Source organism: Pseudomonas sp. EYE_354, from assembly GCF_023148575.1.
Classification (GTDB): Bacteria; Pseudomonadota; Gammaproteobacteria; order Pseudomonadales; family Pseudomonadaceae; genus Aquipseudomonas.
Window position 1 is genome coordinate 256,247 of sequence record NZ_JAHXNQ010000004.1, and the last position, 13,393, is coordinate 269,639.

Genomic DNA, 13,393 nt, shown 5'->3' on the forward strand with positions numbered 1-13,393 from the left:
CAGAACCAAGTGCACTCAGCTTAGTTCAATGCGATCGGCATGAATCACGATCTGACCTTGCTTGTAGAGCGCACCAATGGCTTTCTTGAAGTTGCCTTTGCTCACGCCGAACAAGTTGCTGATCACGGCCGGATCGCTTTTATCGCTCACTGGCAGGCTGCCGTTGTTTTCACGCAACTTGGCGAGGATCTTCGAGTTAAGGCTGGAGGCCGCTTCCTGCCCCACCGGTTGCAGGCTCAGGCTGATGTTGCCATCGGCGCGGATCTCTTTGATAAAGCCTTTTTCTTCCTTGCCCGGACGCAGGAACTTGAACACTTCGTTCTTGTGGATCAAACCCCAGTGCTTGTTGTTGATGATCGCTTTGAAGCCCATGTCGGTGGCTTCGGCGACCAGCAGGTCGACTTCCTGGCCGACTTGGTAGTTGGCCGGGGTCTTGTCCAGGTAACGATCAAGGCGCGCAGTGGCGGTGATGCGCTTGGTGTGTTTGTCGAGGTAGACGTGCACCACGCAATATTCACCGGCGGTCAACTGACGTTTTTCTTCCGAATACGGCAGCAACAGATCTTTTGGCAAACCCCAATCGAGGAACACGCCAATGCTGTTTACCTCAACCACTTTCAAACTGGCAAATTCGCCCACTTGAACTTTGGGTTTTTCGGTGGTGGCGATAAGTTTGTCATCGCTGTCCAGATAAATGAAAACGTTAAGCCAGTCCTCATCTTCACTGGGAATATCTTTGGGGATATACCGATTAGGCAAGAGGATTTCACCGTCTTGCGCACCATCGAGGTATAAACCGAAGTGAGTGTGTTTAACCACTTGTAAGCTGTTGTAGCGCCCGACTAGAGCCATTTCCAATACCCTCATTGCGTGGGCGGCATTCTACCCGAGTTGCGCCCGCCACGCGCGCGCACCTTAAAAATCGCGGGCTGGCGTGGCGTTTCAGTGGCATGACCCCGCTCGTCCGATCGTTTGGCTCAATCAGGCCACGTCAACAGCAGCGTTTCGCCCCGTGGTTTCGAGTTAAAACAGCAAGTTAGCGGCTTATTTCATCGATAAACTTTGCCGTTGCACCGGTGTAACACTTATTCACCGGGGATATTTGCCAAGCAATTGTCAAGTATTTCCTGTACGATGCCTGGCCAAGTTAATTTTCTACAGGTTAGTGGCCGCCATGCGCGTAAAAGCATCCAACAGCAAAGCAAAGCCAGCTCCCGCCGTTGAAACCAGTGAATCGATCAACAACCAGATCGCCGCGTTCCTCAAGTCCGGTGGCGAAATCCAGCAAATTGCCAAGGGCGTGAGCGGCCAGACTTTCGGCCCATCCAAGCAGATCAGCCTGGGCAAAAAGTAAAACCCGCGCACATATCTGGTCCCTAAGCGTCTTGCCCTCAAGGCGCTAGGACTAGAGCCTGAACCCCCCTCCCAACACATTCAATATCACGCTAATCGACGAACGGGTCCCACCGCCTGGCATACGTCGGTATGCTTGCACACGTCTAAAACGGGCGTCTGCCCGATTTCCTCCGTCACTGCTCCTCGCTTTTCATGGAGTGAAGCATGCTCAAACCCTGCATCTTTTTGGTCAGCACACTCGTCGCTTGCCCCCTCGCCGAAGCGCAGATTTTCCAGCGCGAATTGGGCGATTTCGACCTTAAATTAGGCACCACCCCCAGCCGCAGCATGGCCCAGGGCCTGGTCAAACCCACCTCGCCGGGCAGCGACTCGTTCCACGGCGGCCTGGACCTTAGTCACGACAGCGGCCTGTACTTCGGCCAGTTCTCGCCGAACATGGGCCTGTCGTCGGCAAGTAGCCTGGAGGTCGACTCCTATATGGGCTTCAAGCACCCCTTCGACCAGACCCTGGGCTACGAGGTGGGTCTGATCCACTACAGCTACCCCAAGCTCAGCCCGCTGAACAGCCAGGAGTTCTACGGTGGCCTGAACCTGTTGGGCAATCGTTTCGGCGCCTCCTTCAGCAACGACCCGGACCGCCAGGACAGCACCCTGTTCGCCGACCTGGGCGGCACACAACCTTTCGGCATCGGTGTGAGCATGAAGTACACCACCCATCAGTTGGGCACACCGGCGTCGGTTGCTGGCGGCACCATCAGCAGCTTCAGTGACTGGTCGGTGCAACTCTCCCGCGCCTGGAAAGGCATCGACCTGGACCTGATCTACAGCGACTCCAGCCTCAGCGGCGGCGATTGCTCGGCCTACTCCGGACACAATTCGCAATGTGACGGCCTGTTGACCTTGAAGGCTGTACGGCCGTTTTATTGATGGGCTGAACTGTCACGCCCGCCGTGGGTTCACATGCGTTAATCCCCTCTGCGCAAGGACACGCCCATGCTGCGTCGGCTCAAACTACTGCTGGTACTGCTGACCCTGAGCCTGGTGCTCGCCGGCTGCAATCGCGTGGGCCTGGCCTATCGCAACCTCGATGTCATCATCCCCTGGACCCTCAACGATTATCTGGACATGAATGCCGGGCAAAAGAGCTGGTTCAACGACACGCTCAAGGAACACCTGGCCTGGCACTGCACCACACAGCTCCCCGGTTACCTGGACTGGCTTGACCGGCTGCAGCAGATGGTCGATGACAACCAGGTCACCGACGCCGCACTGCAGACCCGAACCCAGGAAGCCAAACACGCCATCGCCGAGGTTGCCCGCGAGATCACACCGTCAGCCGTCGAACTGCTCCAGGGCCTGGATGACGAACAGGTGCAGGCCATGAGTGATGCCTTGGCCAAGGACCTGCGCAAACGCCAGGACGACTATCTCAAGCCGCCGTTGGCCCAGCAGATCAGAGAGCGCGCCGAGCGCATGAACAAGCGCCTGGACAGTTGGATGCGCCCTTTAAGCGCCAGCCAGCAGCAACGCGTAATGGCGTGGTCCGACGCCCTGGGCGAGCAGAACACCGAGTGGATCGGCAACCGCGCCCATTGGCAGGCGCAATTTATCGAGGCCGTGCAGCAACGCCACAGCGCTGACTTCCCGCAGAAGATGCAACAATTACTGGTGGACCGCGAAAGCCTGTGGACCCCGGAATACCGCGCGGCCTATGCCCGCACCGAATCCGCCGCACGCAGCCTGCTGGTGGACGTGATGGCTGAAAGCACCAAGCCACAACGTCAGAAACTGACCCAGAAGATCGACAAGGTACGCAATGATTTCCAGGCACTCAAATGCCTGAAAAGCGCGCAGTCCTGATGCAATGGATACAGATTACCGTCCAACCGTTTCACGCCGGCACCCCACAGGTGCCGGAACGTGAGGGCATCAGGCAATCTGGGCCTTGGACGCCACGTGCGCGAACGTGTCCGGGTCCAGCGCGTCCGGCTGTTCATCGAGCACCTGACGTGGGTGGTCGTTGCCTGGAATCGAGCTGTCGATCAGCGCGAGCAACTGCGATCCCAGCGGCGTCAGAATGAAATTCTCGCCATTACCGCCCTCCTCTTCGGGCCGCGACTCGATAAAACCGCGCTTGAATAACAGCGCCTCATAATCGGCGGCGGTTTTTTTCAGCGCATCCAGATTGCCGGTGTCCTCGCCTGCAGTGGCCTTGTCGGCCGCTTCCTGTTCGGCGTATTTACGCGGGGCGAAGCTGCCCTCGCCGTTCTGCACTTCATGCAGCAGACGTTCGATCAAATCCCAGTTGTAAGTCGTCATCCTGATTCCTCCTGCAGGCATGGAAAGTAGCCCGTCAAAGGTGTGACCTGTGGCGTCATCCGCCGTTCAGCTGATCGGACGGGCGTCATTTCTCTGAACTTTGCAGACGTTCGCCCCCTCAACCGCACATCATCGCCAAGGAGGTCCGCCCCATGAACAGCCTGAAAAATCTGGCCATTGCCGCCACCCTGCTCACCACCCTGCCCGCCTGGGCCTGCACGCCCGACGAAGCCACGGCCAAACGCGAGCAATTGGCCAAAGAGGTGACTCAGCTCACCGAACAAAACCCCGGCAAAGCCAAAGAGATGAACGCCGAACTGCAGAAAATGGACCTGGACACTGAAAGCGCGGAATTCCCCGACAAGTGCCAGTTGATCGACGCTCGCTTGAAAGAGCTGAAAGAAGCCGCCGCCAAGGCCAAAAATTGAAGGCCTAAAAAAACCGGACATCGTCCGGTTTTTTTACAGCCGCCCGACCTTACTCGGCGGCCGGTGCTTCTGGCTTGCGGCGCTTGAGCGGGGCCATGCCATCCTTGCTGACGAGCGACAGGTTGTCGGTCTTCGGACGGTTGGCGATCTTGCGCTTGGTCGGCGACTTGGCACCGGTTTTCTTCTTGTCGCCCTTGGCGTCGGTTTTTTTCTTCTTCACGCCAACCGCCTTGCCCGACGCCTTGACCTTCTTCGGCCCGGTGTAGGTGCCTTTGACTTCCTTGATGGTGCGGCGCTCGAACGACTGCTTGAGGTAGCGCTCGATGCTCGACATCAGGTTCCAGTCGCCGTGGCAGATCAGCGAGATGGCCAGGCCATCGTTGCCGGCACGCCCGGTACGGCCGATACGGTGCACGTATTCGTCGCCGCTGCGTGGCATGTCAAAGTTGATCACCAGATCCAGGCCGTCGACGTCCAGACCACGGGCCGCCACGTCAGTCGCCACCAGGATCTTCACGCCGCCCGCCTTGAGGCGGTCGATGGCCAGCTTGCGGTCCTTCTGATCTTTTTCGCCGTGCAGCACGAACGCCTTGTATTCCTGGGCCACCAGACGACCGTAGATGCGGTCGGCCGCGGCACGGGTGTTGGTGAACACAATGGCCTTCTGATAGGTCTCGTTGGCCAGCAGCCAGTTGAGGATCTGCTCTTTGTGCACGTTGTGGTCGGCGGTGACGATCTGCTGACGCGTGGTCGCGTTCAGGTCGCTGACGTTGTTGACCTGCAGGTGCTCAGGGTTGTTCAGGACCTTGGCGACCATCTCGCGCAGGGTCGAACCGCCAGTGGTGGCGGAGAACAACATGGTCTGCTGGCGGTTGACGCATTCAGCAACCAGGCGCTGTACGTCATCGGCAAAGCCCATGTCGAGCATGCGGTCGGCTTCGTCCAGCACCAGCACTTCGACTTCCTTGAGGTCGAGGTTGCCGGCGTTGAGTTGCTCGATCATACGGCCCGGGGTGCCGATGAGGATGTCCGGCACCTTGCGCAGCATGGCCGCCTGGACCTTGAAGTCTTCGCCGCCGGTAATGATGCCGGACTTGATGAAGGTGAACTGCGAGAAGCGCTCGACTTCTTTCAGGGTCTGCTGGGCCAGCTCGCGGGTCGGCAGCAGGATCAGCGTCTTGATGCTGACGCGGACCTTGGCCGGGCCAATCAAACGGTTCAGGACCGGCAGGACGAAAGCGGCGGTCTTGCCGCTGCCGGTTTGCGCTGTCACCCGCAGGTCACGCCCTTGGAGCGCGAGCGGGATGGCCGCTGCTTGCACAGGCGTAGGCTCGACAAATTTAAGCTCGGCCACGGCTTTGAGCAGGCGTTCGTGCAGGGCGAATTGGGAAAACACGGGTGCTACCTCGAAGAAATACAAAATATCAGCTGCATAGGTTACCGGTTTCGGGCGTCCAAACCGAGTTTCTTTACGCGAACGGCATGAATCAGCTGCTTTTTTGCCCCGGTATTTGCCTGCAGGATCAACTTTGTCGCACTTAAATGCTCTAATCGCCCCATCTTGTCCTAACAGAAGAACTGGTTTCACCCATGGATATCAAACAGCTCTGGCTCAACGTCCAAGACCTCTGGGGCGCCCTCGACGAACACCCGGTGCTGCATGCCAGCCTTGGTTTCCTGGTGTTGCTGGTGGTGGCCCTGCTGCTCGGGCGCATCGCCCGTTACCTGATCCTGCATGCCGTCAAACTGCTCGGCCGCCAACCTCCGCTGCACTGGCTCAACGACCTGCGGCACAACAAAGTCTTCCACCGCCTGGCGCAGATGACGCCTTCGCTGGTGATCCAGTTCGGCCTGTACCTGGTGCCGAACCTGAGCAAAACCGCGATCCTGTTCATCGGCAACGTGGCCCTGGCGTTCAGCATTCTGTTCATGGTGCTGGCGATGAGCGCGCTGCTCAACGCCCTGCTGGACATTTATGCGCGCACCGAACACGCCCGCACCCGCTCGATCAAAGGCTACGTGCAGTTGGCGAAGATGGTGCTGTTCGTGTTCGGCGCGATCATCATCGTCGCCACCCTGATCGACCGTTCGCCGCTGTTGCTGCTATCGGGTCTGGGTGCGATGTCGGCGGTGATCCTGTTGGTCTACAAGGATACCTTGCTGTCATTCGTGGCCAGCGTGCAGTTGACCAGCAATGACATGCTGCGCGTGGGCGACTGGATCGAAATGCCCCAGGTCGGCGCCGACGGCGATGTGGTGGACATCACCTTGCACACGGTCAAGGTGCAGAACTTCGACAAGACCATCGTCTCCATCCCCACCTGGCGACTGATGTCCGAGTCGTTCAAAAATTGGCGCGGCATGCAGGCCTCGGGTGGGCGGCGCATCAAGCGCAGCCTGTTTATCGATGCCAGCGGTGTGCGTTTCCTGCGTGATGACGAAGAAGTCCGCCTGACCCAGGTGCACCTGCTCACCGATTACATCGGGCGCAAACAGGCCGAACTCAAAGCCTGGAACGAAGCCCAGGGGCACAGCGCGCAACTGTCAGCCAACCGCCGGCGCATGACCAACCTCGGCACGTTTCGCGCCTATGCGCTGGCGTATCTGAAAAGCCATCCGGACATCCAACCGAACATGACCTGCATGGTGCGCCAGATGCAAACCACCGCCCAGGGAGTGCCGCTGGAGATCTACTGCTTTACCCGCACCACGGCCTGGGCCGATTACGAGCGCATCCAGGGGGATATCTTCGATTATTTGCTGGCGGTGCTGCCGGAGTTTGGCTTGAGTTTGTATCAGCAGCCGAGTGGCAATGACTTGCGTGCGGGGATGTTGCCGGCCGTGCTGGGGGCCAGCCATTTGCCGCCCTCGGTACAAGCCTTGACCTAGTTCTATCCCCTCAAATTCCTCGCTCTGAAAGTTCAGCCTCATTGAGGCTCAATGAGGCTACACCTGCATGCACTCCGCTACAACGGATCAGGATTAAAGCTGCTTACCGGTGAAAAAACCAAGTGTCGACATCTCGATCCAGGCTGCTCGTAGCGCCTCAGAATAAACCTACACCAAACCAAGAATCGTCCGACTACCCGGTTCTTGTAGCCTCGCCTAGCGTGCTGGTCCCAGTTAACAAAAGGACATATCTGGCATGCGACGCTATTTAATTACCCGAGGCGCCAAAACCACTGCTGGCGGTACAGTAGTCGACGGTTTGAGGGGCTTCGGCATTAACGGGGTAGAAATTGCCCTTGAAGGGCACGAGGTGCGTTGCCCGGCGTGCCAGACCGCAGGCGCCATTGTTTGTGTCGGCCCGCGGCTTAAAATGGATGCGCATGGGCGAAAAGTTGCGCTTTCGGACGATATTTGTCTGTGCAAATGCGACCCGGCCCCTCGTCTGATTACCGACCAGTTCGATCGGTATCAGACCGTTACTGCCGCAGATACTTCGGTACTAAGTAGAGCCGCTCCTGTATCGCCCCCAACGCAAGCTTCATCGACCACGCCCCGTACATCGCCCACTTCACTCTCAAGACCTGCGACTCCAACATCAAGCGAGATCCTCGAGTCTTCCTGCGAGCGCAATTGGCGCTTCTATCAAAAACAGGCAGAAGACATTGTCGCGCCGGGAGGCACGCTGATCGCCGATCCCAGGTTGCGCAACCGAGTGATCAACTCTGCTTACGCTCAGCTCTGGCGGCTCGACAAGCGTTTTCAGTGGGCGGGGCTCGCGGCGTTTGCGTCCAAGCAGGTGGGGTGCGGCTTGCTGCATGCGGCTGACGCCATCGAGAAGATTCAGGTGGAATACGAGGCGGCGCAGCAGTTGAGAAGGAGTGCCCGGAAAGGGGTGTGGGGGTTGTTCAGCACCGAAGAGCGTGAACGGCGAGCGAAGCTGCGTGAGTACGAACAGCGGCAGCGCGAATACGAACAGGCCGCCCGCGATAATCCAGTACCTGATGTTGATTGGCGGCGAGAGGGCGAACCGCTATCAAGCGTGCAGCAGCTTTATCAGCATGTGTACGAGATGATGGCGATGGGGAATACCACGCTGTTTCTGGACGTGTTTCCGTTGCATGCGTTTTATAGGGATCGGGGGTTGGGGAGGCTTGAGACTTGTCTGTCCTCGCGTCAGAACATTTTTGAGGATGAGCCGCAGGCGGTGTTGTGGCCGGTGGGACAAGAGAAGTTGAGATTTGGGGTTGATTATCCGGAAATATTGCAGGCATTCAAAGCCATTGACGAAGGCGATATCACCAAAAGCGTTGAGCAGCTAGCTTGGCACGAACAGCAAAATATCCTTCAACCGACACTCTATAACGATACAAAACTAGTAGCCCTGCTGAGAAGTAACCACTTTTCATACATCACTGACATACCGTCCGGAGCAGCCCAGGCCCTAGAACTGACGCTTGCCAGCCAATGCAGCACATTCAATGACAGACGCACGGTTGTTTTTAGTCAGCACCCCTTCGCCAACCTTGCCGATATCAATCAACGCATGGATTTCGTACTCAAGGCTGCTGCACAGTTTGACGATTTGCTACATGGCGCGGAGCTGCAGCTAATCGAACAGGCAATTGAAGACATCGCCGAAGGCAGGGGTGTCCTATGAACTGGCTCTCAGCGGTGAATGGGCGAAATTGCACTCTTGTATTATTCGCTGCCGCACTGCTGGTGGGGATGATACGTTTCTTTACCCATACGTCAGAAATCGCACTGCTACTTGGCGAGCCTTGGGAAGACATGCGTCAGCGCTCTAGTGCATCCATTGCCCCCGCCATACCCGGACATTTTTGGGGAAGACTCACGAAATCTGATGCCCGCCTTCGCTTCATGGATTCTGAATATGGATTTGTGACCCCCCAGGCTCGTTTCTTCACAGTGAGCTTCGACAGCAATGAGAAGGTTAGTAGTGTCCGTCTATCCCCTCAAGTTGAACCGCTTCTGCTCGATGACACACTTAAGGTAGTTCTGGATCTGCAGGAGCAATGGCGCAAGGCAGGCTGGGAGCCGATCCGCGTCGCGTCCAACCCTCCATTCGCCGATACTCCAGAGTGGCGAGCTCGGCTGCGAAACGTGAATCGGGGCGGCTCGTCCTATTGGCGAGCAAATAATAAGTACCAAGTGATGCTAGTGGTGGGACGATTCAGAGACGATAGACACCCGACAGAGGAGCGTTACCTCATGACCCTTTCACTGGCCCCCCCATGGGGGCCTGAATGATTCTGCGAGGCGCCTAGGAACCAGAAATTACACTGATTATCGACGAACTTTCGGAAGGCATCCGCTAACGCTCCAACCAAGCCGGCAAGGTATTGAAGCAGGTCAGTTCGTTACCGTAAAAGACCTGGGCATTCATTAAGTTTTGCGTGGCGCAACAGCCCCCGCAGAACGCACACCCAACCGACTGATCCACACCGCCCCCAGAATCACCAACCCGCCCAATGCCAACCGCCCGAGCGGCTCGTGCTGGTTCCAGATCAGCAAATTCAGCAACAACCCCACTGGCACATGCAGGTTATTCATCACCGCCAACGTGCCGCCATGCACCAGGCACGCGCCTTTGTTCCACCAGTACATGCCGAGCGCGGTGCTGACCAGGCCCAGGAATACCAGCACGCCCCATTGCAGCGGCGCTTGTGGCAGGAAGTCGGCCTTGGCGAACAACAGGAACGCCGGCAACACCACCAACAGCGCGCCCAGATAGAAGTAGCCGAAACGCCGGTAGTGCGGCAGGTCACTCGGGTAGCGCGCCACCAAGTGCTTGTACATCACCTGCCCGGCCGCGTAGGTGAAGTTGGCCAGTTGCAGCAGCAAAAAGCCCATCAGGAAGTGCGGGGTGATCTGGTCGAATCGAATCACCGCCGCGCCCGCCACCGCTACCAGGGCGGCAACCAGTGCCCACGGGTTGAAACGTCGGTTCAGGGCGTCTTCGATCAGGGTCACGTGCAGCGGCGTGAGGATGGTAAACAGCAACACCTCCGGCACGGTGAGTACGCGAAAGCTCAAGTACAGGCACACGTAGGTCACGCCGAACTGCAACGCACCGATCACCAGCATGCCGCGCATGAATGCAGGTTCCACCGAGCGCCAGCGGGTCAGCGGGATAAATACCAGCCCGGCCAGCACCACGCGCATCAGCACGGCGAAGTAGCTGTCGACGTGACCGGCGAGGTATTCGCCGATCAAGCTGAAGGAAAATGCCTGAATCAGGGTGACAACCAGTAGATAGCCCATGCGCGCCTCATTTCGAATGGGCGCGACATTAAAGGTTTTCGGGGCTTGAAGAAACTCGGGGCAAAAAAAACCCGACCTCGCTAAAGCGTCAGTCGGGCAGGAGCACTCAGGAGCAAAAAGTGCAAAGGGAGGTTCTTACGCGTACTTGAAGGGTTTGCGTGGAGCGATATAAACATCACCCGATTACCTGACGATTAACGGATCAGGCCACCTGCGCCAGTAAGGCCTTGGCGTGGTTGATGCCCTTCTCGTGGAAGTCACCACTGAGGTTCACCCCTTCGGCATGAATGAAGGTCACATCGTGAATCCCGATAAACCCCATGACCTGGCGCAGGTAGGGTTCCTGGTGATCAGAGCTGGCGCCGGTGTGAATGCCACCCCGTGCGGTGAGTACGATCGCGCGCTTGCCGTTCAGCAGCCCCTGGGGGCCGGTGGCGGTGTATTTGAAGGTCACGCCCGCTCGCAGCACATGGTCCAGCCAGGCTTTGAGGGTGCTGGGGATGGCGAAGTTGTACATCGGCGCGGCCATCACCAGCACGTCGGCGGCCAGCAGTTCGTTGGTCAATTCGTCTGAGCGGTCGAGGGAGGCCTGCTCGTCGGCGTTGCGCTGATCCGCCGGTTTCATCCAGCCACCCAGCAGGTTGGCGTCCAGGTGCGGCACCGGGTTGAGGGCCACGTCTCGCACGGTGATCTGGTCCGCCGGGTGGGCCGCCTGCCATTGGCTGATGAATTGCCGGGTCAGTTGGCGGGAGATCGAGTCCTGCTGGCGGGCGCTGCTTTCGATGATCAGAACGTTGGACATGGCTTCGTAGGCTCCATCTGAAACTGCTGTAAGTCGATGGAGAAAAGATTAACCAAGGCTCATTCGATAAAAAAGCGCAAAAAACTGCTCCAACCCATCTAGAAATTTGTTGATAAGCGGAGTATTCCTGTAGACATGCTCCGCTGCGGCTTTATTTTGGCGCGCAGGCCAGGGCAATGCGCATCTTGATAATGGCGCGGTTGAACTTGACCGTGGTGTTGGTGCTTTTGCCCGCAGGCACTGTGACGGTACGCCGACGCGGTGCTTCCGGGCCGTTAGTGAAGGTTACCGAACACACGGCGTCTTTCGTGCCGTAGTTGTTTAGCTGAATCGAGCTGATGTCGCCGTCCACATCGGAGGCGGTGTAGTCCACGCTCACGCCATCGATCTTCTTTGTCACGTCGATGGGGTAGGCCAATGCACTCAAGGGCAGCAGCGCCAGCAACACACAACACAATTTTCTCATTCGGCAGTCTCCAATAAGGACTGCCAGCTTAGGACAAGAGGAACCCATCTTGAAAGCGCCCCGCGTTACCCTCGATCAATGGCGCACGCTGCAAGCCGTGGTCGACCATGGCGGCTTCGCCCAGGCCGCCGAAGCACTGCACCGTTCGCAGTCCTCGGTGAGCTACACCGTGGCCCGCATGCAAGACCAGCTCGGCGTGCCGCTGCTGCGCATCGACGGGCGCAAGGCGGTGCTCACCGACGCCGGTGAAGTGCTGCTGCGCCGCTCCCGACAACTGGTGAAAAACGCCAGCCAACTGGAAGACCTCGCCCACCATATGGAACAAGGCTGGGAGGCCGAAGTACGGCTGGTGGTCGACGCCGCCTACCCCAACGCGCGCCTGGTACGCGCCCTCAGCGCGTTTATGCCGCAGAGTCGCGGTTGCCGCGTGCGCCTGCGTGAGGAGGTGCTGTCCGGCGTCGAAGAACTGCTGATCGAAGGCGTGGCCGACCTGGCGATCTGCGGTTTCAGTATCCCCGGTTACCTGGGCACGGAAATGAGCGACGTGGAGTTCGTCGCCGTGGCCCACCCGGAACATCCGTTGCACCGCATGAACCGTGAGCTGAGCTTCCAGGACCTGGAAAGCCAGATGCAAGTGGTGATCCGCGACTCCGGCCGCCAGCAGCCACGCGACGTCGGCTGGCTCGGCGCCGAACAGCGCTGGACCGTCGGCAGCCTGGCCACCGCCGCCGCCTTTGTCGGCAGCGGCCTGGGCTTTGCCTGGCTGCCGCGGCATATGATCGAGCGCGAACTCGCCGAAGGGCTGCTCAAGCAGCTACCCTTGGAACAGGGCGGCAGCCGCCACCCGACGTTTTTCCTGTACTCAAACAAAGACAAACCCCTGGGGCCGGCCACGCAGATCCTCGTGGAATTGCTGCGCACGTTTGACACCGCCCCCCTGGACGCGCCTTTCGCCGCTCCCCGGCAAGCCTGAAACGGAGTTCATGCATGGCCTGGTTCGACCACGAAGGCTGCACCCTGCATTACGAGGAATACGGCCACGGTCACCCGCTGGTGCTGATCCACGGCCTGGGCTCCAGCAGCCAGGACTGGGAACTGCAGATCCCGGTACTGGCAAGGTCCTACCGCGTGGTCGTGGTGGACGTGCGCGGTCACGGGCGCTCCGACAAACCCCGAGAGCGCTACAGCATCAAAGGGTTTACCGGTGACCTGCTGGCGCTGTTCGATCATCTGAACCTGCCGCCCGCCCATGTGGTGGGCCTGTCCATGGGCGGCATGATCGCCTTCCAGTTGGCGGTGGACGAGCCCGCCCTGGTCAAGAGCTTGTGCATCGTCAACAGCGCGCCTGAGGTCAAGGTGCGCAGCGCCGATGACTATTGGCAGTGGGCCAAGCGCTGGACCCTGGCCCGTGTGCTCAGCGTGAACACCATCGGCAAGGCCTTGGGCGATCGGCTGTTTCCCAAACCGCATCAGGTCGACCTGCGCCGCAAGATGGCCGAACGCTGGGCAAAAAACGACAAACGTGCTTATCTCGCCAGCTTCGATGCGATTGTGGGCTGGGGCGTGCTGGAACGACTTTCCAGAATTACCTGTCCAACTTTGGTCATCAGCGCCGACCACGACTACACCCCCGTGGCGCACAAAGAAATCTATGTAAAACTGCTGCCCAACGCGCGACTGGTGGTGATCGAAGATTCCCGCCATGCCACGCCGCTGGATCAACCCGAAGTCTTTAACGCGACCTTGCTCGACTTTCTAAAGACCGTCGACACCACTACCCAGGATCACTGA

The 13,393-nt window shown here is 58.7% G+C and carries 15 protein-coding genes; 9 read left to right on the forward strand and 6 right to left on the reverse strand.

What is annotated here, in order from left to right; translation table 11 throughout:
* Positions 1 to 15: 15 nt before the first annotated feature.
* Positions 16 to 852, reverse strand: coding sequence for a S1-like domain-containing RNA-binding protein (locus tag KZX66_RS07610; protein WP_233891841.1), 837 nt, complete (start codon positions 850 to 852; stop codon positions 16 to 18).
* A 322-nt stretch (positions 853 to 1,174) separates the two neighbouring features.
* Here KZX66_RS07610 and KZX66_RS07615 point away from each other — a divergent pair, with 322 nt between their 5' ends.
* The 3 genes from KZX66_RS07615 (at position 1,175) to KZX66_RS07625 (ending at position 3,216) form a co-directional block, all read left to right on the forward strand.
* A complete protein-coding gene (locus tag KZX66_RS07615) occupies positions 1,175 to 1,354 on the forward strand; it encodes a hypothetical protein (RefSeq protein ID WP_017527541.1) in 180 nt (59 codons plus the stop codon).
* A gap of 206 nt (positions 1,355 to 1,560) precedes the next feature.
* Positions 1,561 to 2,283 (forward strand): TorF family putative porin, encoded by a 723-nt coding sequence (locus KZX66_RS07620; protein WP_248078028.1) that lies wholly within the window; start codon positions 1,561 to 1,563, stop codon positions 2,281 to 2,283.
* A gap of 66 nt (positions 2,284 to 2,349) precedes the next feature.
* On the forward strand, positions 2,350 to 3,216 hold the full coding sequence (locus KZX66_RS07625; protein WP_248078030.1) for a DUF6279 family lipoprotein: 867 nt from the start codon (positions 2,350 to 2,352) through the stop codon (positions 3,214 to 3,216).
* Positions 3,217 to 3,285: 69 nt separating this feature from the next.
* Here the strand turns inward: KZX66_RS07625 and KZX66_RS07630 are convergent, their stop codons facing one another.
* Positions 3,286 to 3,675 carry a transcriptional regulator gene (locus tag KZX66_RS07630; protein WP_248078031.1) on the reverse strand — a complete coding sequence of 130 codons (390 nt, stop codon included), beginning with the start codon at positions 3,673 to 3,675 and terminating at the stop codon, positions 3,286 to 3,288.
* A 152-nt stretch (positions 3,676 to 3,827) separates the two neighbouring features.
* Here KZX66_RS07630 and KZX66_RS07635 point away from each other — a divergent pair, with 152 nt between their 5' ends.
* Entirely contained in the window at positions 3,828 to 4,103 is a 276-nt protein-coding gene (locus tag KZX66_RS07635; RefSeq protein WP_248078032.1) for a hypothetical protein, read from the forward strand.
* A 49-nt stretch (positions 4,104 to 4,152) separates the two neighbouring features.
* Here the strand turns inward: KZX66_RS07635 and KZX66_RS07640 are convergent, their stop codons facing one another.
* Positions 4,153 to 5,499, reverse strand: a complete 1,347-nt coding sequence (locus KZX66_RS07640; RefSeq protein WP_248078033.1) for a DEAD/DEAH box helicase — start codon at positions 5,497 to 5,499, stop codon at positions 4,153 to 4,155.
* Positions 5,500 to 5,693: 194 nt separating this feature from the next.
* Between KZX66_RS07640 and KZX66_RS07645 the strand changes: the two genes are divergently transcribed.
* The 3 genes from KZX66_RS07645 to KZX66_RS07655 all read left to right on the forward strand — a co-directional run bounded on the left by KZX66_RS07645 (position 5,694) and on the right by KZX66_RS07655 (position 9,320).
* Positions 5,694 to 6,992 carry a mechanosensitive ion channel family protein gene (locus KZX66_RS07645; protein WP_248078034.1) on the forward strand — a complete coding sequence of 433 codons (1,299 nt, stop codon included), beginning with the start codon at positions 5,694 to 5,696 and terminating at the stop codon, positions 6,990 to 6,992.
* Between the two features lie 256 nt (positions 6,993 to 7,248).
* Entirely contained in the window at positions 7,249 to 8,709 is a 1,461-nt protein-coding gene (locus KZX66_RS07650) for a PAAR domain-containing protein (protein ID WP_248078035.1), read from the forward strand.
* Positions 8,706 to 9,320, forward strand: coding sequence for a hypothetical protein (locus KZX66_RS07655; RefSeq protein WP_248078036.1), 615 nt, complete (start codon positions 8,706 to 8,708; stop codon positions 9,318 to 9,320). The genes KZX66_RS07650 and KZX66_RS07655 overlap by 4 nt, the downstream gene beginning before the upstream one ends.
* A gap of 135 nt (positions 9,321 to 9,455) precedes the next feature.
* Here KZX66_RS07655 and KZX66_RS07660 read toward each other — a convergent pair whose 3' ends face one another.
* The 3 genes from KZX66_RS07660 to KZX66_RS07670 all read right to left on the reverse strand — a co-directional run bounded on the left by KZX66_RS07660 (position 9,456) and on the right by KZX66_RS07670 (position 11,602).
* Entirely contained in the window at positions 9,456 to 10,334 is an 879-nt protein-coding gene (locus tag KZX66_RS07660; RefSeq protein ID WP_248078037.1) for a carboxylate/amino acid/amine transporter, read from the reverse strand.
* A gap of 202 nt (positions 10,335 to 10,536) precedes the next feature.
* A complete protein-coding gene (locus tag KZX66_RS07665) occupies positions 10,537 to 11,136 on the reverse strand; it encodes an FMN-dependent NADH-azoreductase (RefSeq protein WP_248078038.1) in 600 nt (199 codons plus the stop codon).
* A 151-nt stretch (positions 11,137 to 11,287) separates the two neighbouring features.
* Entirely contained in the window at positions 11,288 to 11,602 is a 315-nt protein-coding gene (locus KZX66_RS07670) for a 3-phosphoglycerate kinase (RefSeq protein WP_248078039.1), read from the reverse strand.
* 49 nt (positions 11,603 to 11,651) lie between these two features.
* Here KZX66_RS07670 and KZX66_RS07675 point away from each other — a divergent pair, with 49 nt between their 5' ends.
* Both KZX66_RS07675 and KZX66_RS07680 read left to right on the forward strand, forming a co-directional pair.
* Positions 11,652 to 12,575 (forward strand): LysR family transcriptional regulator, encoded by a 924-nt coding sequence (locus KZX66_RS07675; RefSeq protein ID WP_248078040.1) that lies wholly within the window; start codon positions 11,652 to 11,654, stop codon positions 12,573 to 12,575.
* A 14-nt stretch (positions 12,576 to 12,589) separates the two neighbouring features.
* The gene (locus KZX66_RS07680; protein ID WP_248078041.1) at positions 12,590 to 13,393 is read left to right on the forward strand and encodes an alpha/beta fold hydrolase; all 804 of its coding nucleotides are present in this window, start codon (positions 12,590 to 12,592) and stop codon (positions 13,391 to 13,393) included.